Source organism: Pseudomonas capeferrum, from assembly GCF_013523055.1.
Lineage (GTDB): Bacteria > Pseudomonadota > Gammaproteobacteria > Pseudomonadales > Pseudomonadaceae > Aquipseudomonas > Aquipseudomonas capeferrum_A.
Genome location: NZ_JAAMQM010000022.1, coordinates 31,768 through 51,259, shown reverse-complemented (window position 1 = coordinate 51,259; position 19,492 = coordinate 31,768). Strand labels below are relative to the sequence as shown.

General features: G+C 56.9%; 15 protein-coding genes. 8 read left to right on the top strand and 7 right to left on the bottom strand.

The features are described from left to right. Positions 1-32: 32 nt before the first annotated feature. Complete coding sequence (locus G7009_RS22260; protein ID WP_181132253.1) at positions 33-983, bottom strand: TAXI family TRAP transporter solute-binding subunit; 951 nt, start codon at positions 981-983, stop codon at positions 33-35. A 480-nt stretch (positions 984-1,463) separates the two neighbouring features. On the opposite strand from G7009_RS22260, the gene G7009_RS22250 reads away from it, so the two are divergent. Further along, positions 1,464-2,531, top strand: a complete 1,068-nt coding sequence (locus G7009_RS22250; RefSeq protein WP_181132252.1) for an aromatic ring-hydroxylating dioxygenase subunit alpha — start codon at positions 1,464-1,466, stop codon at positions 2,529-2,531. Positions 2,532-2,542: 11 nt separating this feature from the next. Further along, positions 2,543-3,493, top strand: a complete 951-nt coding sequence (locus tag G7009_RS22245; protein ID WP_181132251.1) for a PDR/VanB family oxidoreductase — start codon at positions 2,543-2,545, stop codon at positions 3,491-3,493. A 6-nt stretch (positions 3,494-3,499) separates the two neighbouring features. On the opposite strand, the gene G7009_RS22240 is transcribed toward G7009_RS22245, so the two are convergent. From G7009_RS22240 to G7009_RS22220, 5 genes are all read right to left on the bottom strand, one after another. Beyond that, entirely contained in the window at positions 3,500-4,213 is a 714-nt protein-coding gene (locus G7009_RS22240; RefSeq protein WP_181132250.1) for a GntR family transcriptional regulator, read from the bottom strand. 86 nt (positions 4,214-4,299) lie between these two features. After that, entirely contained in the window at positions 4,300-5,553 is a 1,254-nt protein-coding gene (locus G7009_RS22235) for an OprD family porin (RefSeq protein WP_181132249.1), read from the bottom strand. Between the two features lie 129 nt (positions 5,554-5,682). After that, positions 5,683-7,014: an MFS transporter gene (locus G7009_RS22230; protein WP_181132248.1), complete on the bottom strand. Its 1,332-nt coding sequence runs from the start codon at positions 7,012-7,014 to the stop codon at positions 5,683-5,685. Positions 7,015-7,373: 359 nt separating this feature from the next. Beyond that, a complete protein-coding gene (locus G7009_RS22225; protein ID WP_181132247.1) occupies positions 7,374-9,128 on the bottom strand; it encodes an OPT family oligopeptide transporter in 1,755 nt (584 codons plus the stop codon). 255 nt (positions 9,129-9,383) lie between these two features. Further along, on the bottom strand, positions 9,384-10,478 hold the full coding sequence (locus tag G7009_RS22220) for an FkbM family methyltransferase (protein WP_181132246.1): 1,095 nt from the start codon (positions 10,476-10,478) through the stop codon (positions 9,384-9,386). Positions 10,479-11,001: 523 nt separating this feature from the next. On the opposite strand from G7009_RS22220, the gene G7009_RS22215 reads away from it, so the two are divergent. After that, entirely contained in the window at positions 11,002-11,238 is a 237-nt protein-coding gene (locus G7009_RS22215; protein WP_181132245.1) for a hypothetical protein, read from the top strand. A 107-nt stretch (positions 11,239-11,345) separates the two neighbouring features. Beyond that, positions 11,346-11,657 (top strand): DUF3077 domain-containing protein, encoded by a 312-nt coding sequence (locus G7009_RS22210; protein WP_181132244.1) that lies wholly within the window; start codon positions 11,346-11,348, stop codon positions 11,655-11,657. Between the two features lie 66 nt (positions 11,658-11,723). On the opposite strand, the gene G7009_RS22205 is transcribed toward G7009_RS22210, so the two are convergent. Further along, positions 11,724-11,867 (bottom strand): hypothetical protein, encoded by a 144-nt coding sequence (locus tag G7009_RS22205; protein ID WP_308813349.1) that lies wholly within the window; start codon positions 11,865-11,867, stop codon positions 11,724-11,726. 916 nt (positions 11,868-12,783) lie between these two features. Here G7009_RS22205 and G7009_RS22200 point away from each other — a divergent pair. From G7009_RS22200 to G7009_RS22185, 4 genes are read left to right on the top strand one after another with little or no spacing between them, the layout of a single operon-like run. Continuing rightward, positions 12,784-13,824, top strand: coding sequence for a tetratricopeptide repeat protein (locus G7009_RS22200; protein ID WP_181132243.1), 1,041 nt, complete (start codon positions 12,784-12,786; stop codon positions 13,822-13,824). Further along, entirely contained in the window at positions 13,824-15,974 is a 2,151-nt protein-coding gene (locus G7009_RS22195) for a hypothetical protein (protein ID WP_181132242.1), read from the top strand. The genes G7009_RS22200 and G7009_RS22195 overlap by 1 nt, the downstream gene beginning before the upstream one ends. A gap of 15 nt (positions 15,975-15,989) precedes the next feature. After that, a complete protein-coding gene (locus tag G7009_RS22190) occupies positions 15,990-17,390 on the top strand; it encodes a methyltransferase FkbM (RefSeq protein WP_258198029.1) in 1,401 nt (466 codons plus the stop codon). A gap of 60 nt (positions 17,391-17,450) precedes the next feature. Next, entirely contained in the window at positions 17,451-19,490 is a 2,040-nt protein-coding gene (locus tag G7009_RS22185) for a glycosyltransferase family 2 protein (RefSeq protein ID WP_181132241.1), read from the top strand. Positions 19,491-19,492: the final 2 nt, after the last annotated feature.

Here is a 19,492-nt window from a genome sequence, read left to right as displayed (position 1 = left end):
AGTGGCGATCAGGCCCACTGCGCCTGGCGCGGCTACAGCGCGCCCTTTTCCTTGTAGTAGCGTTCGGCACCTGGATGCAGCGCGATCGGCAGGTTCTTGGCTGCAGTCTCCAGCTTGATGTCCTTGGCCGCCGAATGTGAGTTGCCCAGGCGTGTCAGGTTGTCGAACAACAGCCTGGTCATCTCATGGACGACTTCATCGGGCATGTCAGCGCGGGTCACCAGAATGTTGGTGATCGCGACCGTGGGCACGGCTTCGGCCTGGCCGTCATAGGTATTGGCCGGAATCATTGCACTCTGATAGGCCGGGTTGCCGATTTTCGTGACCACCTCGGACGGGATGGGGATGTAGTTCAGTGGCATGACGGAGGACAGGTCGCGGATGGCCGCCATGCCCAACCCGGAGGATTGCAATGTCGCATCCAGTTGCCTGTTCTTGATCAGTTCGACCGATTCGGCGAAGGACAGGTATTGCACCTTACCCATGTCCTCATAGGTCAACCCCGCGGCCTTGAAGATCGCGCGCGCGTTCAGTTCGGTACCGGATTTGGGCGCGCCGACCGAGATGGTCTTGCCTTTGAGGTCCGCGAGGGTCTTGATCCCCGATTCCTGGCTGGCGACGATCTGGATGTAGTTGGGATAGGCCCCGCCGATCGCCCGCAACTTGGTCAGCGGTGTCTTGAAACCAGCGTCTTCCACGCCGTTCTTGGCATCGGCGACCGAGTCGCCCAATGCCAGCGCCAACTCGCCTCGACCGGCCTGCAACAGGTTCAGATTCTCCACCGAGGCCTTGGTGGCTTGGACCGAAGTCTTCGAGCCCGCGATGCCATCGCTGTAGATCTGCGACAAGCCGACACCGATCGGGTAGTAAACCCCGCTGGTGCCGCCGGTCAGGATGTTGATGAACACCGGCGCGGCCTGAGCGGCGGTGCTGATTGCCAACGTGGCGGCGACCAGCATTGCGAAGCGTGTCTTTACTCGCATGGGGAACCTCTCCGTCTTGTTATGGCTTTATGCAGAGTACTTCCACTCTAGTTGATCCCGGCGCAGAAGGTAGCGAGCAAGAGAGATCAGCTCCCAGGGGCGTGATACAAGCGAATCGAGGTGCCATCAAGCCGCTCTCGGCGAACCCCCAGTGCTCGTTGCCAAGGAGCGGAACCTATTGCCGGAGTTGTCATACCATTCGCGTCTGTTCATTTCACGGCCCCCACCCCAGTGATGCTTTCACCGGCAATCAACCCCGCTGCCGCCGTGATTCCTTCCCGCTCGGCAGGGCGAATCCGTCTGCCTCCAACCAGGGCTACTTTCTGCCAGTGGATCCACTAAAAAACCACATTACTCAAAATAATCCGATAATCGCCCGTAGCATCCACAATTCTTTTCAAAAACCATTGACCATACTGCTCCCCGGAATATTTAATGGATCCATTAAATAACAACAATCATCGCCCCCGGAGAGCCTCCATGTACCCCAAAAACACCTGGTATGTCGCCTGCACCCCTGACGAAATCACCGACAAGCCTTTCGGCCGGCAGATCTGCGGGGAAAAGATCGTGTTCTACAGAGGCGCCGGGGGCCGCGTCGCAGCGGTGGAGGACTTTTGCCCGCACCGCGGTGCACCGCTGTCCTTGGGTTATGTCGAGAACGGCAACCTTGTGTGTGGCTACCATGGCCTGGTAATGGGCTGCGACGGCAAGACGATCGAGATGCCTGGCCAGCGCGTCAGAGGCTTTCCTTGCAACAAGACGTTCGCCGTGGTCGAGCGCCATGGCTTCGTCTGGATCTGGCCTGGCGACCAGTCACAGGCAGACCCCGACCTGATCCCCCACCTGGAGTGGGCGCAGAACGAGGAGTGGGCCTATGGCGGCGGGCTGTTCCACATCGGCTGCGATTACCGCCTGATGATCGACAACCTGATGGACCTGACCCACGAAACCTATGTGCACGCCTCGAGCATCGGCCAGAAGGAAATCGACGAAGCGCCGCCGGTAACCACCGTCAGTGGCGAGGAGGTGGTGACCGCCCGCCATATGGAAAACATCATGGCTCCGCCCTTCTGGCGCATGGCCTTGCGCGGCAACGGCCTGGCCGACGATGTACCGGTGGACCGCTGGCAGATCTGCCGCTTCACACCGCCCAGCCATGTGCTGATCGAAGTCGGCGTGGCTCATGCGGGCAAAGGCGGTTACCACGCCGAAGCGCAGCACAAGGCTTCGAGTATCGTGGTCGACTTCATCACGCCGGAGACCGACACCTCGATCTGGTACTTCTGGGGCATGGCGCGCAATTTCGCCCCGCAGGACGAGGCCCTCACCGCGAGCATTCGCGAAGGCCAAGGCAAGATTTTCAGTGAAGACCTGGATATGCTCGAAAGGCAGCAGCAGAACCTGCTCGCCTACCCCCAGCGCAACTTGCTCAAGCTCAACATCGATGCGGGCGGCGTTCAGTCGCGCAAGATACTGGAGCGCCTGATCGCCAAGGAACGCGCCCCCCAGGACCCACTGATCGCGACCAGCGTACAGCCCGCCTGAGGAGAGCGAACATGATCGATGTCGTAGTGGTATCCCGTAACGACGAAGCGCAGGGCATTTGCAGTTTCGAACTGGCTGCGGTCGATGGCAGCCCGCTGCCGGCCTTCAGCGCCGGCGCACATATCGACGTGCACCTGCCCGATGGGCTGGTACGCCAGTATTCCCTGTGCAACCACCCCGAAGAACGCCACCGCTATGTGATCGGCGTCCTCAACGACCCTGGCTCACGGGGCGGCTCGCGCTGCCTGCACGAACAGATCCAGAGCGGCGCACGCCTGCGCATCGGCACGCCGCGCAACCTGTTCCCCTTGGCCCAGGATGCCCGTCGCAGCCTGCTCTTTGCTGGCGGTATCGGCATTACTCCGATCCTGTGCATGGCAGAGCACCTGGCACAGCGTGGCGCCGATTTCGAACTGCATTATTGCGCCCGCTCCAGCGAGCGTGCTGCCTTTGTCCAGCGTATTCGTAGTGCGCCGTTTGCCGACCGGCTATTCGTACACTTTGACGAGCAGCCGGAAACCGCGCTCGACATTGCCAACGTGCTGGCCGAACCGCACGGCGATACCCACCTGTATGTGTGCGGCCCTGGCGGCTTCATGCAGCACGTGCTCGAAAGCGCCAAGGCACAGGGCTGGGAGGAAGCATGCCTGCACCGCGAATATTTCGCCGCAGCGCCGGCCAGTAGCGACGATGACGGTAGTTTTTCGGTGCAGGTGGGCAGCACCGGCCAGATCTTCGAAGTGCCTGCCGACCAAAGCGTGGCGCAGGTGCTGGAGCGGCACGGCATCGAGATCGCCCTGTCCTGCGAACAGGGCATTTGCGGCACTTGCCTGACACGTGTGCTGGAAGGGGTGCCAGAGCATCGCGACCTGTTCATGACCGAACAGGAGCAAGCGCTCAACGATCAGTTCACCCCGTGCTGCTCGCGGTCGAAGACGCCACTGCTGGTGCTCGACCTCTGAGAGGATTCAGGAGGAGGGCATGATGACCTTCATGCCCTCCTGCGCCGCAGTCCCGGCAAAGGTCTCGGCGTAACGCAGAGTGGCATTGGCATGCTCGCGCATGATGGCTTCTGCGCGGGCACTCTGGCCGTTGACCAGGGCATCGAACACCGAATGGTGCTGCATGTGCGCGTAATTGAAACGTCGGTATTCGCGCGACAGGTCATGGCGGTCCACCGCGAGGGCAGTGACCGAAGCGAACGGCAGGTGGTCATTGCGCGCCAAGGCATCGGCGATCGCCGGATTGCGGCTGGCTTCGACGATCACCTGGTGAAAGCGCATGTTCAGGTCATGGTAGAGCTCCAGGTCTTCTTCGGTCACGAAGCCCTTGGCAAACAATTGGTCGCCGTCGTACAGGCAACGCTGCAGCGCCTCCTGGGCCTGGGGCGCCAGCCCACGCTCCGCAGCCTGGCGTGCGGCCAACCCCTCCAGTACGCCACGGACCTCGACCGCACCGGCGATGTCCTCTGCGCTCACCGAACGTACCTGGAATCCCCTCCCGCCAGAACGTACCAGCAGGCCTTCCTGTTCCAACGTACGAAACGCCATCCGCACCGGCATGCGCGAAACGCCAAACAATTCGGCGGTGGGGATTTCCATCAACCGCGCGCCGGCAGCCAGCTCGCCCGAGGCGATCATCTTGCGCAGCGCGACCAGTACCAATTGACCGGGCTTACTCATCCAGGCAACTTCCACAGACATGAGGCGCCATCTTAGCGTAAGCCAGGCGCCGGTTGGGCCTGGGACTGCGAAACAGTCCCAGGCACTCACAACGACAGTGGATAGCTCACGATCAACCGGGTCTGGTCGAAGTCGCTGTTGAAGCTGCGCCGGTTGGTCGCATTGTTCAGGCGAAGATTGAGATTTTTCAAGGCGCCGCTCTGCACGGTGTAGTTGATCTCGGCGTCGCGCTCCCACTCCTTGCCGTTGCTGCCGGCGCCGGTGGTGGCATTGTCGCCATGGCCGTACCGCACCATTGCCATCAGCCCTGGGACGCCCATGGCGACGAAGTTGTAGTCGTAGCGCGCTTGCCAGGAACGCTCGTCGGCGTTGCTGAAGTTGCCGTTGAACATGTCGTTGCCTAGGGTCCGGCCACTGCTGCCATACACCGACATCCACTGACTGTCGCCGCTGACCTTCTGTAACCCCAGATACACCGTGTGCCCACTGTGAGACGCCGACAGCAAGGCGTAGCCAGTGCGGCTCTTGATAGCGCCGATGCGTGCCTGGCCGTCTTCCTTGTCGATGAAGTAACCGAGGTTGGCCGCAAGCGTCCAGTCACCTGCGCGCTGGGTGTGCTGCAGGCCCAAGTAGCTCTGCTGATAGATGTCCTCGAGCTGCGAATGCCAGACACCTATCAGGGTGCGCTGCGCATTGAAGCGGTACTCGGCCCCCGCATAGTTGAAACCGTCGGCGTAGACCCCCGGCGCGGCCCAGGCGGAAAGGTCCTGCATGTCGGACGAGTTGCGCAGGCTCACCTTGCGGTACTGGCCGGCCTGCAGGCTGAGACCGTCGAATTCCCGCGAGTCGAGCATCGCCCCGCGAAACGTCTGCGGCAGTAACCGGCCATCGTCGTAGCGCAAGAGCGGCAGGTCCGGCAACAGCTCGCCGACTTTGAGTTCGGTCGCCGAGATGCGCATCTTGGCCGCCAAGCCGGCACGCCCGTAGTTGTCAGCCGCACGGCCATCATCGTGCATCGGCAGCAGGTCAGAGCCACTGGCAGCCCGGCTGCTGTCCAGCTTCACGCCGAACAGAGCGATGCCATCCATGCCGAAACCGACAAGGCCCGGGGTGTAGCCTGAACTGAACTTCAAGATGAAACCCTGGGCCCATTCTTCCACTTTGTTCTTGGCTGCACCCGGGTCGCGAAAATCCCGGTTGAAATAGTAGTTGCGCAGTATCAGTCCCGTCTTGGCATCCTCGAAGAAGCCTTCATCCTCGGCAGAGGCCTGCAGGCTCAGGCATGACATCAAGGACACCGCCACAGCGGTACGGACGGGTGTGCAGGACGTGTCGATCATTATTATTGTTCTCCGTTTTTTTGGCGGCAGCCGCCCTCGCGGGCCAAGCGCGGACCGTCGAGGGGAGACTGCAATCAAGTGCCCGGGCTTGGGCGGATGGAAGACAGCGGTTAACGCATTGGCAGAAAACTACGGATTCGCCAACACCGGCCGTACCGAGCTGGACGCAGGTTTGAGCAGCAACAGGCAACCCGCCGCAATCACGAAGACGCTGGCGAACACGCCATACAGGTGCAGGGGTTGCCAGCCATCATCGAGCAGTACGCCGGCCACCGTCGGTGACAGGATCGCGCCGATTCGGCCGATACCGATGCCCCAACCAACGCCGGTAGCGCGCACTGAAGCGTCATAGACCACAGGAGACAAGGCATAGAGCCCGGCCACGCAGCCGTTGGAGAACAGCCCGATCAACAGCCCCAGCGCCAGCACGCCGCTGACCGATGAGCCACTGACCACGAACAGCACCAGCAAGCCGGCGGTAATCAGCATGAACAGCGACAACACCCGGCTCAGTGGCCAGCGCGAAGAGAGACCGCCGATCAACGCCGCGCCGAGGATGCCTCCGACGCTCAGCAGGACCCCGCCAGTGATGCCCTGCTGCGCCGACAAGCCGGCGGCAACGAGCAGCTTCGGGGTCCAACTCATGACGAAATAGAAACCGAACATCACCAGGAAGAACAGCAGCCAGATCACCAGGGTGGTCCGGCGCATGGCGGGCGCCAGCAACTGCCCGAACCCCGTGGCCGCACCCGCTTCTTGAAGTGCCGGCGCGGGTAACTGTTGCAGCGCAGGCTGCCCCAGTTTCACTGCCAGTCGATTGATTCTCGCCAGTGCATTGGGCGGGCGCCGCATCAGTAGAAAATCCAGCGATTCAGGCAGCCACAGCAGTACCAAGGGAATCACCAGCACGGTGACGATGCCGCCAAACAGGAAGACCGAGCGCCAACCCCAGTGGCCCAGCAACCATACCGCCAGCAAGCCGCCAAGCGTCGCGCCCAAGGCATACCCGGTAGACTGCAGGCTGACCGCCAGGCCGCGCCAACGCTTGCTGGCATACTCGCTGGCGATCACGTTGCTGCTGGCCAGGATGCCACCGATCCCAAGGCCCGTCAGACCACGCAGCAGCGCCAGTTGCAAAGCGCTCTGACTGAACGCGCAGAGCAGCATGCCGACGCCCGATACCACCAGGCACACGAGTATCAATGGACGTCGACCGAAACGGTCGGCCCAGGGTGCGATGAATAGCGACCCCGCCGCCATGCCGAACAGGCCGGCGCTCAGAAGCAGTCCCACCTGGGCACCACTGAGCCCCCACTCCGCAGACACCGAGGCGGCAGTGAACGCCATGACCAGCACGTCAAAGCCATCGATCATGTTCAGCACGATGCAAATGCCAATGGCCAGGCACTGAAATCGACCCATCGAGTCATTGTCCAGATGCTGTTTGAGCGCATTGTTCATGGGGTCACCTGCTGGCCCATGTTGGCCTCAGGCGAAAAGACAGACGCACACACGTACGTAAGGCGGCAGGAACCGTGATGGTTCCGCGCCCTTGGCAAGCCGTTCATGACTGGACCCTTTTTGTAATTGTTGTCGCATACGGCAAGGAGGGCTCCCGCCGTTGTCAGGCGCTAATCAACCAGACAATGGATCCACAAGCAACTGATTAGAGCCAGACGGAATGGCGATTCAGGAGGTAAACGAACGAAAAACCAAAAAGTACCTATAGATAATTCTTGTTTTTCAATGAGTTAACCATATCGTAAAATCGTTCGTTTATCGAACATAAGATATTTGTGGATCCATGAAGAACTCAGCTATCACGTCCGAAGCATCTCCCAGAACGATGCCCCCACGCCGGTGATGCTCTCACCGGCAATCAACCCCGCTGCCGCCGTGATCGCGAACCGCTCCGTGACGCTCGGCCAGCGGCAACTGACCAGCCAGGTCAGTACCGCGCCCAGGCCCATCATCATGGAGATCGACGCGGGCAGTATGAACGCCAACCCCAGCGCGGCCGTACTCGGTAGCCAACGCGCCGCCCGTTGCTGCAACAGGCTGTCCAGCGCGCCCAGCAGCACGCCGACACCGCTGCCGACCACGATCGCCCAGCGAATCTCCGGCGACAGCGCCCCCAGCCCCTGCGTCAGCGTCTGGGCCACCGCCTTCCAGGTCGCGACCGCCGGGGCGGGCCACTGCTCGGTGAGCAGCATGGTCTGCGGATCGGGGATCAGCATCAGGTACACCAGCACGCCGACCACGCTGCCGATGAAGATACCGATGCATTGAGCGATCAGCTGCTTGTGCGGCGTCGCGCCGATCGCCAGGCCGACCTTGAAATCGTTCATCAGGTCGGTGGATTGCCCGGCCGCGCCACCCGCCGTGTTGGCGCTCATCAGGTTGATGGCCACCTGGCCCGGGGCGATCAGGCCGAAGCCCAGCTGCGACAGCTTGCCGATGGCGCCGATCGGCGCGATGCCGGTCGCGCCCACCACCCGCGCGGCGACCACGGCAAGACAGATCGCCAACGGAACGCTCGACAGCGCCATCCACACGTCGATCCCGAACAGCAGCGCCTGCAGGGTCACCACCAGAGCGACGGACAGCAGCAGACCCGACGCAGGCCCTGGCGAAAACCGCACCCTGGCGCGCGGGGCCCGATGTGCAGGCAGGTCGCCAGGCGATCGCCGGGCCACCTGGAACAGACGAACTGCCAATGAAGTCAGGGTCGCGCAGACCATCAGGCTCACGCCCGGCCACAACAGCCATTCCACCAGCGTGGCGAACTGTGGGCCGCCGGCATCCGGCGCGAGCGCCACCAGGGCGTGGTCGATCAGCCACGGCGCCAGCCCGCCCCATGCCAGCACGGCGCCGAACAGCAGCGTCAGGCCCACGCGAATGCCGATGATGCCGCCGAAGCCGATGAGCAGCAGCGAAGGATCGGCAGTGAAGGTCAGGCGCTCGAGCGTAGGCGTGGGCGCCCAGCGCGGTATCGCCCAGACGAAGCCGTCGATCCATTTCACCAGCCCTGACAGCAGCGCGGCGCTGCACAGCACCTTGATCCGCGTCATGGCTTCCTGCCCGTGACAGTAGATCTGCTGCAGCGTCTCCAGGGTCGCCATGCCTTCGGGAAACTTCAGGCCATGGTCGTTGAGTAAGGCGGGGCGCAGGTACCAGGCGATCCAGATGCCCAAAAAACTCACGGAGAAGACCCAGGCCATCATCGGCACCGGATCCAGTTGGTGACCGGTGAGCAGCGTATAGGCGGGGATCGGCGCGACCAGCCCGCCGGAGATGATGGAGGCGGCGGCCGAAGCCACGGTCTGGTTGATGTTGCTTTCGTGCAACGACCACGCGGGCCGGTCCTTCCTGCGCCCCGCCAGGCCTTGCCACAGGGCGAAGCCGACCAGCAAGGCGATGATCGACATGTTGAACGACCAACCGATCTTGAGCCCCGCGTAGACATTCGAGGGCGTGAGCAGGATACCCAGCACCGCACCGGTGAGCACCGCCCGCAGGCTCAGTTCACGTTCGACGCGAACCGCGGGAAGGGCGGTGGATGCAGCATGTCCCATGACAAATCCTTTGTAGAGGTCGCAAGCGCGGTTTGCACAACTGAGCCCCGACAGCCACGAAGGTTCACTGCCGCTCCCGATGCCGTTGGCTTCGGCTCGGGATCGCACGGGAGAGGGAGGGCGCTGCGGCAGTCTTGAGCACTACGCTCACTGGCGGTTCAGTCGCGATTACGGCCCCCGAGCACGCGAGCACGCCAAGACCGCCCCATGCGCAAGCGGACGGCCGTTACGTCTACAAGCAGTGCAAGCCGTTTTCTACCTCGCTACCTGAGTCTTCAACCACCGCAGCGGCGCAGTAATACGCCAACTGGTAGACCGATACACCGCCTCGAGCGCTCGGTGATGTTCACACTCCTCGCGCGACACCTCCGCAACCGGCACCGGGGGAAGGACCGCACTCCCGAAGCGCGTATTGATCCATACCTGAGTCCCGTCCAAGTACGTCAACGCCGTAAGGTCGGTATCGCTGCCAGGGTTGAACTTGCACGGCTTCTCATAGAGCAGCTTCCAGCCGTTGTCATGCAACAGCTCGATGATCCCTCCCTCCAGTGCTCGGCTATGGGTCGCCACCAGCAGCACGCGCACTTTGCGTTGCAGCGTATCGAGGGAGGCGCGGATAGACTTCAGCTCGAACCCCTGGATATCCATGTGCATGAAATCCACGACAGGCACGTCGGCCAGCGCGGCTTCGATGGTGTAGGTATCTATCTCCTGCGTCTGGACCGTGATGCCGCGGTAGTCCTCGCTACCGCCGTCGGTGATAGGCGCGGCGCCCCAGTCCAATACGCTCTGCGAGCCAAACGAGACCTTGCCGTTGCTGTCCGAGATCGCGCCATGGATACAACGCACCTGCATCCCGCTGCGCGCCGGCGCGCCTGCCTCTGACCTGTGCGTTTCGGGCAAGGGCAGACCGTTGTCGGCCAGATGGGTGTAGAAGAGTTGATGTCGCTGCAGATCGGCTTCGACCGCCAGGAGGCTGATGTTCGAGATGCCTCGACGCAGGGCGGCCTTGGCACCGAACACCAGCCACGGGCCATAGCCCGCGCCCAGTTCGACGATCGAGAAACTGTCCTGGGCTTTTTCGAGGGCAACGATCGCGGCGAGATACTCGATGGCTTCAGCGTGCAGACAGTCATCGGGGAAGGGGATGGCGCCGACATGACGCTCCGCGGGGTGGCTGTCTATACCGAAATAGGACAGCCTGGTTCTTACCCCGGAAAAGTCTGTGTAGAAGCCTGGACAGGGCGATGCGTCGGGTGCCGAATACTTTTCGAACAGCTGCAGATCCGCCAGCTGCACGCCCAGATAGACCTGGTTTTCTGAAATCGCATCACGTAGGGATTGTTCCATGTGAAGTCCGCCTGAAATGAATATGGGTATTCATCCACTCGCTTCGAGGCGAGAAAGCTGGCGACGACGATTTTCCGTACAGGTGGGGAGGAAAGCAACGCCATTGGTCTAGCGCGCCGAGAACCAGGATTGGCCGGGTGATGCTACCGGTTAGCAAGTAAAGGAGGGAGAGCCCTCGCTCACGGTGTTTGGTATCGCCGCAGTGTCAGTTTCTTCCCGAGCAGCTTCAGCTTTTCCCTATTCCTTGTAGTACATTTCCCAAAGATACTTCTAACGCCTCCAAGCCGTTGCGGTAGCTTTTCGCTCGTTCTAGTCTCGCCCAGTCGCTGTCAATCCAGCGAACGGTTTTGACAGACCGAAGGTAAGCTTTTTAACCGCACGTGCACGCTTAATGGCGGCTGTATGTGGGGCACCTCGTGTGCGCCGGGTTTCCTTGCTTCCTCGGTCTGTCAACCCACATACAGCTGCCACCCTCTCGTTTGACAGCGAGGGGAGGGTAGCTCCATGAAGCAAGGAGTGAGCAATGCTTAAGATCGTCCCGGATCCACCGCTTCACAGCAAAACAGCCAACCATTCTCTTGAAGACCTTCTTGTCCAGACCGCCGAGTATCTGGTCTGTGCCCTGACCATCGCCCAGCAATCCGTCCTCATGCATACCAAACCCACCGGTCAGGTCATGACCCTGGCAACCATGCACGAAATCGAAAGTGCACGGAGTCTGGTCGAAATTGCCTTGAGCCGGGTGCAATCGCGGCACTGAAAATCAGATGGCCTGGCGGGTCTGGGTCGAGCAACCGGGCGTTTCCAAGACGCTAATGCGTAGCGGACCAAATCGACTCGCTGGGCTTGCACCTGGGAGGATTTTTTATGAGTACAGAACCGGCTGCACCAGGCCATACAGCAAGCCATTCCATAGGTACTGGCACCTTCGGTGAAGGTCTAGAGGGCAATATATTCCACCGCCTGTTTCGGGTAGTGCCTGGTCATGATCTGGACTATGTGCTGGAGCAGTCATCGCGCCTGATGGGCTGCGTCTACAAACTCACTCACGAGGCCAGTCTTGAGCATGACGATACATTGGTGTTGGCTGCGTACTATCTGAGCGGTATGGCCAAGGCCTTGACGGAGGATGTAGCCATGGCGCGGATGTTGGGGGCGGAGGAGGGGAGTCAGCGGTAACGCTATTGTAGTGGATGATTACATAATGGTTCGGTGTGCTAGCGGCCGTGTTCAAGTTATCTTCTCTTACCGCCAGTAGCCGCGCTCGCTCAAAATATTGAAGCCGTGTGCAAAGCTCGGGGAATCCACAGCTGAATGGGGCCCGGCGGAAGGCACCGAACCGTCCCGATTACCAAATGTGGGCGAGGTGCGCCGGATCTCCACCGCCACGTCGAATACCTCGGCTTAGGCCACGCATATCAGCTTGTCTTGCGCATACGGCGATAGCTGATAGCAGGCAGCACAACACGCTCTGAGGCGGACGGGGATACGGCCTCAGGCTTCACGCTTGTGGCTTCGTTAAACACCGAGCATCGAGGTCCTCGGAGAAAAAATGTGCATGGCAAAACCCTTGGAGTGCACAGAACGATCTCAGGAACCGCGTGCTTGAGTATCCCTTTCGGTGAACGCAGTTACCAAGGCCGGTGTACCTCGCTGGCAAGCAATGGACAGGCAAGCATCTGCAGATCATCTATCAGATCCATGAATCGTGAGCCACTGGTCCTGAGCGGGCCAGTCTTTATTCAGCACGGCTGTAGCGAAGCTCATTTGCTCGTGTGATCACCCGATAGACTTTTTCAGACTCAAGGGTAGAATAACGGGCCGAATAAGGCAGCTCGATGGAGCCTCGGAAGGCTTTGTGCCCTCCCTAAGCCCTTAACCCAGACCATCTCGGGTCTCGGGGCCAATGGAAGTAGGTGTACCGCATGGATAGCCCAGCTCTGAATTTCTTACCCCTTCTTATGTTCTCAGGCATAGCGCTAGCTGGTCTATGCTGCGCGGTCTCTGGCAACGTCATGTATAGGAATAGCCGTTTTGGCCTTCTTGGGTGGTCTGCCAAAAAAAGCACCGTAGATTTTTGCTTGGCAAACGCCGTGGTGGCTTTAGGTACGCTAAGCATTGAACGCATACGAGCCAAGGTGTTTCCGATCAAATACCTAAACCAAAGCAGTTCTATGGTGTCTTGCTTAGCATTAGCAAAATTGAGACCAAAATCCAGCATCAGGCTCCCTTTCCCGCTACTGCCCAGGAAAAAAACCGGGTGGCCAGCGAATACCCCTAAGCACACCCTTGCAGAAAGGACACCATGACTTCCACATCCTCACCGGTGGCAGTGACCACCGAGGTCATCGGCCACTTCGACTATGTATTGGACGGCCGTGCATACGGTTGGGCCTTGGCACGTGCTAACCCACAAAAGCGTCTGGTGATCGAGATCATCGCTGATGGCGAAGTAGTTGCTCACGGTCGAGCAGAACAGTTTCGCGAGGACTTGAAGGATGCCGGGATAGGCGATGGCTTCTGCATGTTCGATCTTCAGCTTTCTCATGAGCTATTTGACGGTGAAGTCCACAGCTTGATCGCACGCATAGCCGAAACGGGTACTGTACTCAATGGCGGAAATCATGAGTTCGGTCCTGAGAAGCGCGAGTTAGCATATCCCCAGATTCCACGTGCACTTGGTCTGAAACTGCTTGCGGAGCAGCTTAGTGATGCACGTTATAGGCGCTTTTCGAACAAGCTCGAAAACTTCTCAAACGCTTATCGGCTTGCTTCGCGGCTGCAGGAAACCGGTCAGCCGCAGGAAGCCCGTAGCGCCTGGGCCACGATCAATAATGCATTGGGTGAAAACTCGCTCGGCTATTGCAAGCTAGGCGAGTGCTTGATGCTCGAAGGTTTGCCCGCCGATGCCCTCGAAGCCTTTCGCGTAGCCGCTGGTATCGACCTACGGCTGCATTGGGCTCACCTTGGGGTTGCCAACAGTCACTACTCGCTGGGGCAGTTCGAGGAGGCTGAAGAGGCATTACAGGTCGCAATCGCATTGCAGCCGGAAGACACCTCGCTACGTGAACGGCTGTATCGCATCCAGCACGAAGCACTGCCAAAGCGTGTCCAGGCCCTGCTCGATCAGCAAGAGCGTGACAAGGCAATCGATCTGCTCAAATCGGTTCTGCTTAGGCAACCTGACAACAATCAGGCTGCGGCACTTCTTGGCGATCTGATTTATGAAATGGATGAGACCGATCTTCCAGGCATGGCACAACTGAATGATTTTCGGAAGGCCCAGCGCGTTCTTGAAGCATTGTTGGAGAGTGTCGAATCCCGCCTGAACGAGGTTGTCGCCTAATGAACAATTTGTTGCGACATATCCATGAACACAGCCTTGATGGTGTGCACAGCAGCGTCATCATTGGTGCTGGCAATGGCAATCAGCTGTCGAATTGGCGGCAGCTAGGCTCCAGCAACCTGGTGCTTGCCGAAGCCCATCCGCGTCTAGCTGAAGAGTTGGGTAGGCGCCTGTATCACGAGCAAGGCGAACGCTTGCTTGCGGTGGCGATAACTGGGGGCGAGCATCCTAGGGCGACATTGCAGGCATTCAACAACCTGGCTTATAGCAGCTTGAATGCTGCGGGCGACCTGTTTACGCATTACCCTAACTTGCGAAACAGCGAAGTCTTGCAAGTGGCAGCGCTTAGTCTCGAAGAACTATTGACGGAACAAGCGTTGGACGAACAGCTAACGCATTTGCTGCTGATCGCCGCGCCCGGGCAGGCCAAACAGTTACTGCAAGATACCCCATCTAGCCTCTTACAGGCTTTCACCTGGCTGTTGATAGAATGTAACAGTGAACCTATGTATGAGGGGGAAGCTGGGGCGGACGATCTGGTCACTTGGCTGCAAGCGCTAGGCTATGACTGGATCACAGAGGATCCAGATGCCATCTATCCTCAAAGTCGAATGCTTTTCAAGCGAAATGGTTCGGCGGTAGAACGCTTGAAACTTCATGGTGAAATCGCGGAGCTGCAATCAAAACTAGCTCATGAAGTCCAGGCCAGCCAAGCGCAATTGATTTATTTTCAAAGAACGTTAGAAAAGCAAGACGCTGATCTGCTTGAAAAAACTGCGCTGACAAATGAGTTGCGCCTCCATGTCAATACGCTCAGCAACCAAGTGACCGAACTCACTGTAGCCTGCGATACGCTTGCCAACGAGAAGATCGAGCTTAAAGAGCGTAGCTCTCAACAAGCGGAGCACGTGATTAAGCTTCAAGATCAAATCGATTTTCTCAATAAAGAGAAAGTTGATCTCGTCATAGCTCGTGACGAATTGGCTAATCAAAACAGTGAACTTCTCACGGAACAGGATGCAAAAGCAAAGCTGATCAACGATCACAGAGCGCACATCACTGAGCTTAAAAAAGAAAAGGCCGAGCTCCTCAATAGCCATGATGCTTTGAGTAAGGAAAAGGCCGACCTGACCAAGGGGCACGAGGAACAAAGCAAGCTCGCTGTTGAGCGTAAAACGAGACTCGAGGCGCTTGAGAGGGAGAAGGCAGACCTTATCGTTACTCGTGATGCGCTGACAAAAGAAAAGAATGAGCTGACCAAAGGTGGCGAGGAGCAGGCCCAGCTCGCCGTGGACCGCAAAGCGCAAATCGATGCGCTTACCAAAGAAAAAGCGGACTTGGCCAATGCTCACGACGCGTTGACCAAGGAAAGGAATGAGCTGGCCAAAAGTCTTGAAGAACAGATCAAGCTCGTCGTGGATTGCAAAGCGCAAATCGATGCGCTTAACAAAGAGAAAGTGGACTTGGCCAGTGCTCACGACGCGCTGATCAAGGAAAAGAATGAGCTGGCCAAAAGTCTTGAAGAACAGATCAAGCTCGTCGTGGACCGCAAAGCGCAAATCGATGCGCTTACCAAAGAAAAAGCGGACTTGGCCAGTGCTCACAACGCGCTGACCAAGGAAAGGAATGAGCTGGCCAAAAGTCGTGAAGAACAGACCAAGCTCGCCATGGACCGCAAAACGCAAGTCGATGCGCTTACCAAAGAGAAAGCGGACTTGGTCGCTGCTCGAGATGCGTTGACCAAGGAAAAGAACGAGCTGGCCAAAAGTCGTGAAGAACAGACCAGGCTCGCCGTGGACCGCAAAACGCAAGTCGATGCGCTTACCGAAGAGAAAGCGGACTTGGTCGCTGCTCGAGATGCGTTGACCAAGGAAAAGAACGAACTGGGCAAAAGTCGCGACGAGCAGAGCTCCCTAGTCGGCGAGCGGAAGAGTCAGTTAGACAAGATGACATCGGAGCGAGATCAGATCCAGAAATCCTTTGCTGAGCAGAAGAAAGTTCATGACACCGCACAGCAGCGAATCAAGACTCTGGAAAGCGAGACTAGTCAGAGCTTACTGCGTCATCAGTTGCTACAAGAAGAGCTGATCAAGGCAGAAGCGCAGATCGAGCTGATCAAGGACTTGTTGTTGCGCGAGCCAGGGCTCTAAACCGAGGGACTTTCCATGTTCAAAGTCATCGCCAAATGGCTGCGTCTTCGCACGCCGCAGGTTAGCAACAATCATAGACAGGCCGAGTCGACCTTGGCGGGAGAGGTTAGCGAACATACCGATTCGGTGGTAGTCCCTTACGATGAAAATCTCCTGGAGCGGAGCCGTACGCAATGGCAGTTTGGTGACTGGCAAGCTTTGATCCTGTTAAAGCGGGAGATACTGCAACATCACCCTGACAGAGCGAAGCTAGCCTTGCTCGCAGCAGCTGCCCATCAGCAACTTGGTAATATACCCGCGGCGCGTCAATTCACCCGGCTGGCCCAGGACTGGGGATGCAGCAAGAGGTTGATTAGTCAGATTCTGATCGCGGGAACCCATAATACCCTAGGACGCGCAGCAGCGATTGCCGGACGCGAGGAACAAGCGCTTCATCATTTCGAGCATTCGCTGAAAATCGGCACGCCGGGTGCCGACCTGCGCCTTTTGGTCGAAAGTCGCGTACGTGGAGAGCTGGCCCATCTGGGGCTCTCCTCCTCAAAAATTGAACAATCCGTATCCAGCGAGGCAGGGACTCTATCGCGCGATGGTAATATGAGTGCAGTGCAGGATGTTGCTGAACAATTGCAAAAACAAAATCGTGCGTTCGATGAGCATGTCAAGAAGCAAAATGCAGAGCTGACAAGTGTACGTAAAGCGCTCGAAAGCACTATCAAGAAGGAAATGCTAAATACGGCGCAACAGCTTGAAGCTTTCCTAGGTATACAGAATTTCCTTAACCACGGCGAGCGTTTGCCCGGAATGCATGGTTGGCCGATTAGCCCAGATTTTGCGCTCTATTTAATTGAGCTCATAGATGGTCATCAATATGACTTGATCCTAGAATTTGGCTCTGGTACTTCGACCGTGCTCATGGCGAAGACGCTGGCACGTATTGATCGACAGCGCAGCCGAAAAGTGGCCACGGTACAGGTCGCTTTCGAGCACTTGGAGCAATACCACGTCCAGACGCTTGGCAATCTGACGCAAGCGGGCCTGGCTAATGCCGTCCAGCTTACGTTGGCACCTCTTGTCCCGTTTCTGGCGCCAAATGGCAATACCTATGCCTATTATGACTGCAACGTAAAGTTAGCGGAGTTGGCAGGGCAAATGTCAGCAGCGGGCTTGAAGATTCTAATGATTGTCGATGGTCCACCAGGCTCTACGGGGAAACATGCTCGTTATCCTGCTGTGCCAGCGGTGTTGAAGCATTTCAAAGGTGCCGCTTTAGACATTGTTCTCGATGACTACATTCGCGATGACGAAAAAGAAGTGGCTCGAATGTGGGTCGACGAAATTGAATCGATTTATCCAAGTGTGACACTGAGTGCTAGAAAACTGGAAAAAGATGCATGTTTGATCTCCGCAGTTCCTTAGTGTCAAGCGTCAATTAAAAAAAATTAGTCGATTATATTGGATGCAGGTAGAGTCAAGAAGATGAAAATTCTGAGCAGCGCAATCGCTGAGTTTAAAAGTCGAAATTTTTCGAAAGCAGTTGATCTGTTTCGAGAGGCGGGTAAGTTGTATGGGGATGATATCGTAGCCGCCAACATTGCAATGTGCTTGAAGCAGATTAATCCGGAGCAGCTGCCTCTAGCGAACCCCGATAAAAAACTCTTAGACCCTGCCACGCAGCTTATGCTTTCAAATTCGGGTGAGCTAAAGCTTACGAAGGCACAGCGTGAAGAGTTATTGTCCATTTGGAAAGAGCTCACATCAACAAAATCAAAAGATGCCGTTGCAAAAAACGTCAACCCGATTCCTGCAGACTGGCCCAAAGATCTAGTTTTGGCTCCACTTCCTGACAGTCCGAATGATTTTGATTGGAACAAGAGGCGCAGAACAAAGCCAGTACCCGTGAACGGAATGGAGGTAGGGCTCAGTATCGTCGTTCCTACCTTCAATCGCAGTAAAATCCTTGATGTCACACTGGCATGCCTGGTTAATCAACAATCCAGCTATCCATTTGAAGTGATTGTTGCTGATGATGGAAGCGGCGAGCAGATTGTTGATGTGGTTAGGAAATATGAGGCATTGCTTGATATTAAGTATGTCCGTCAAAAAGATTACGGCTACCAGTTATGCGCAGTGCGGAATCTCGGGCTAAGGACGGGAAAGTATGTATTTGTAGCGATCTTGGACTGTGATATGGCGCCAAATCCTAAATGGGTTGAGTCATATGTTAGTCTTCTTGTCGAAGATGATGATGTTGCGTTGATAGGTCCGCGTAAATATGTTGATACCGAGGAGATTTCAGCTGAACAATTCCGTAATGATCCAGGTTTGATTGGCAGTCTTCCTGAAGTATTGACACAAAACAGTGTTGCAGGCAAAACTCAAAATATGGTTTCCGTAGATTGGCGCTTGGAACATTTTGAAAAAACCGATAATCTGCGGTTATGCGAAACGCCCTTCCGTTTCTTCAGTGGGGGGAACGTGGCCTTTGCAAGAAAGTGGCTAGCAAAGGCAGGCTGGTTTGATGAGGAATTCAATCACTGGGGTGGTGAGGATAATGAGTTCGGATACAGGCTGTATCGTGAGGGATGTTTTTTCAGAGCCGTAGACGGCGGCATGGCCTATCATCAAGAGCCACCAGGTAAAGAAAACGAGACAGACCGTGCCGTTGGCAAGAAAATTACTATCGAAATCGTAAAAGAAAAAGTTCCATACTTTTATCGGAAGCTGGTTTCAGTTCAGGATGCCAAGCTCCATAACAAGCCTCTTGTTTCGATTTACGTTCCTGCCTACAACTGTGCGGAGCATATTGTTAGGTGTGTAGATAGCGCCCTCAATCAGACTGTCACTGATTTGGAGGTCTGTATCTGTGACGACGGTTCAACCGATAATACACTCGAGATAATAAATTTGCATTATGGGAAGAATCCTCGTGTAAGAGTTGTTTCCAAGGTGAATGGTGGGATTGGCTCGGCTTCAAATAGTGCAGTGCGCATGACACGCGGCTTTTACATTGGTCAGCTGGATTCTGACGATTATCTCGAGTCAGATGCGGTTGAGTTATGTTTGCACGAGTTCTTCAAGGATCGTGCGCTCGCCTGTGTCTACACTACTAATCGTAATGTTAACGCCGATGGTTCACTGATTACGGAAGGTTATAACTGGCCTACATTTTCTCGTGAAAAATTGACTACTGCCATGATTGCCCATCATTTCCGCATGTTCACAGCCCGGGCTTGGAATATTACGGATGGTTTTGATGAGAAAATTACCAACGCAGTGGACTATGATATGTACCTCAAGTTGAGCGAGGTAGGACCTTTTAAACATATTAATAAGATTGCATATAATCGGGTTCTTCATGGGGAAAACACTTCTATTAGGAAGTTGGGAGCGCAGAAAATCAATCACTTTGCTGTTGTTAATGGCTCTCTAAAGCGACAGGCTATTAAGAAGTTTGAGTACGCTCCGCAAAATCAATTGGATGATTCCTGCAGGAAATATAAAATCCTCGAAAGATAACT

Excerpts from the sequence above, each read along its gene's own strand:
- G7009_RS22230 (WP_181132248.1), bottom strand. The coding sequence starts at position 7,014 with ATGAACAATGCGCTCAAACAGCATCTGGACAATGACTCGATGGGTCGA.
- G7009_RS22235 (WP_181132249.1), bottom strand. The coding sequence starts at position 5,553 with ATGATCGACACGTCCTGCACACCCGTCCGTACCGCTGTGGCGGTGTCC.
- G7009_RS22240 (WP_181132250.1), bottom strand. The coding sequence starts at position 4,213 with ATGAGTAAGCCCGGTCAATTGGTACTGGTCGCGCTGCGCAAGATGATC.
- G7009_RS22200 (WP_181132243.1), top strand. The coding sequence starts at position 12,784 with ATGACTTCCACATCCTCACCGGTGGCAGTGACCACCGAGGTCATCGGC.
- G7009_RS22260 (WP_181132253.1), bottom strand. The coding sequence starts at position 983 with ATGCGAGTAAAGACACGCTTCGCAATGCTGGTCGCCGCCACGTTGGCA.
- G7009_RS22245 (WP_181132251.1), top strand. The coding sequence starts at position 2,543 with ATGATCGATGTCGTAGTGGTATCCCGTAACGACGAAGCGCAGGGCATT.
- G7009_RS22195 (WP_181132242.1), top strand. The coding sequence starts at position 13,824 with ATGAACAATTTGTTGCGACATATCCATGAACACAGCCTTGATGGTGTG.
- G7009_RS22220 (WP_181132246.1), bottom strand. The coding sequence starts at position 10,478 with ATGGAACAATCCCTACGTGATGCGATTTCAGAAAACCAGGTCTATCTG.
- G7009_RS22185 (WP_181132241.1), top strand. The coding sequence starts at position 17,451 with ATGAAAATTCTGAGCAGCGCAATCGCTGAGTTTAAAAGTCGAAATTTT.
- G7009_RS22225 (WP_181132247.1), bottom strand. The coding sequence starts at position 9,128 with ATGGGACATGCTGCATCCACCGCCCTTCCCGCGGTTCGCGTCGAACGT.
- G7009_RS22210 (WP_181132244.1), top strand. The coding sequence starts at position 11,346 with ATGAGTACAGAACCGGCTGCACCAGGCCATACAGCAAGCCATTCCATA.
- G7009_RS22250 (WP_181132252.1), top strand. The coding sequence starts at position 1,464 with ATGTACCCCAAAAACACCTGGTATGTCGCCTGCACCCCTGACGAAATC.
- G7009_RS22215 (WP_181132245.1), top strand. The coding sequence starts at position 11,002 with ATGCTTAAGATCGTCCCGGATCCACCGCTTCACAGCAAAACAGCCAAC.
- G7009_RS22190 (WP_258198029.1), top strand. The coding sequence starts at position 15,990 with ATGTTCAAAGTCATCGCCAAATGGCTGCGTCTTCGCACGCCGCAGGTT.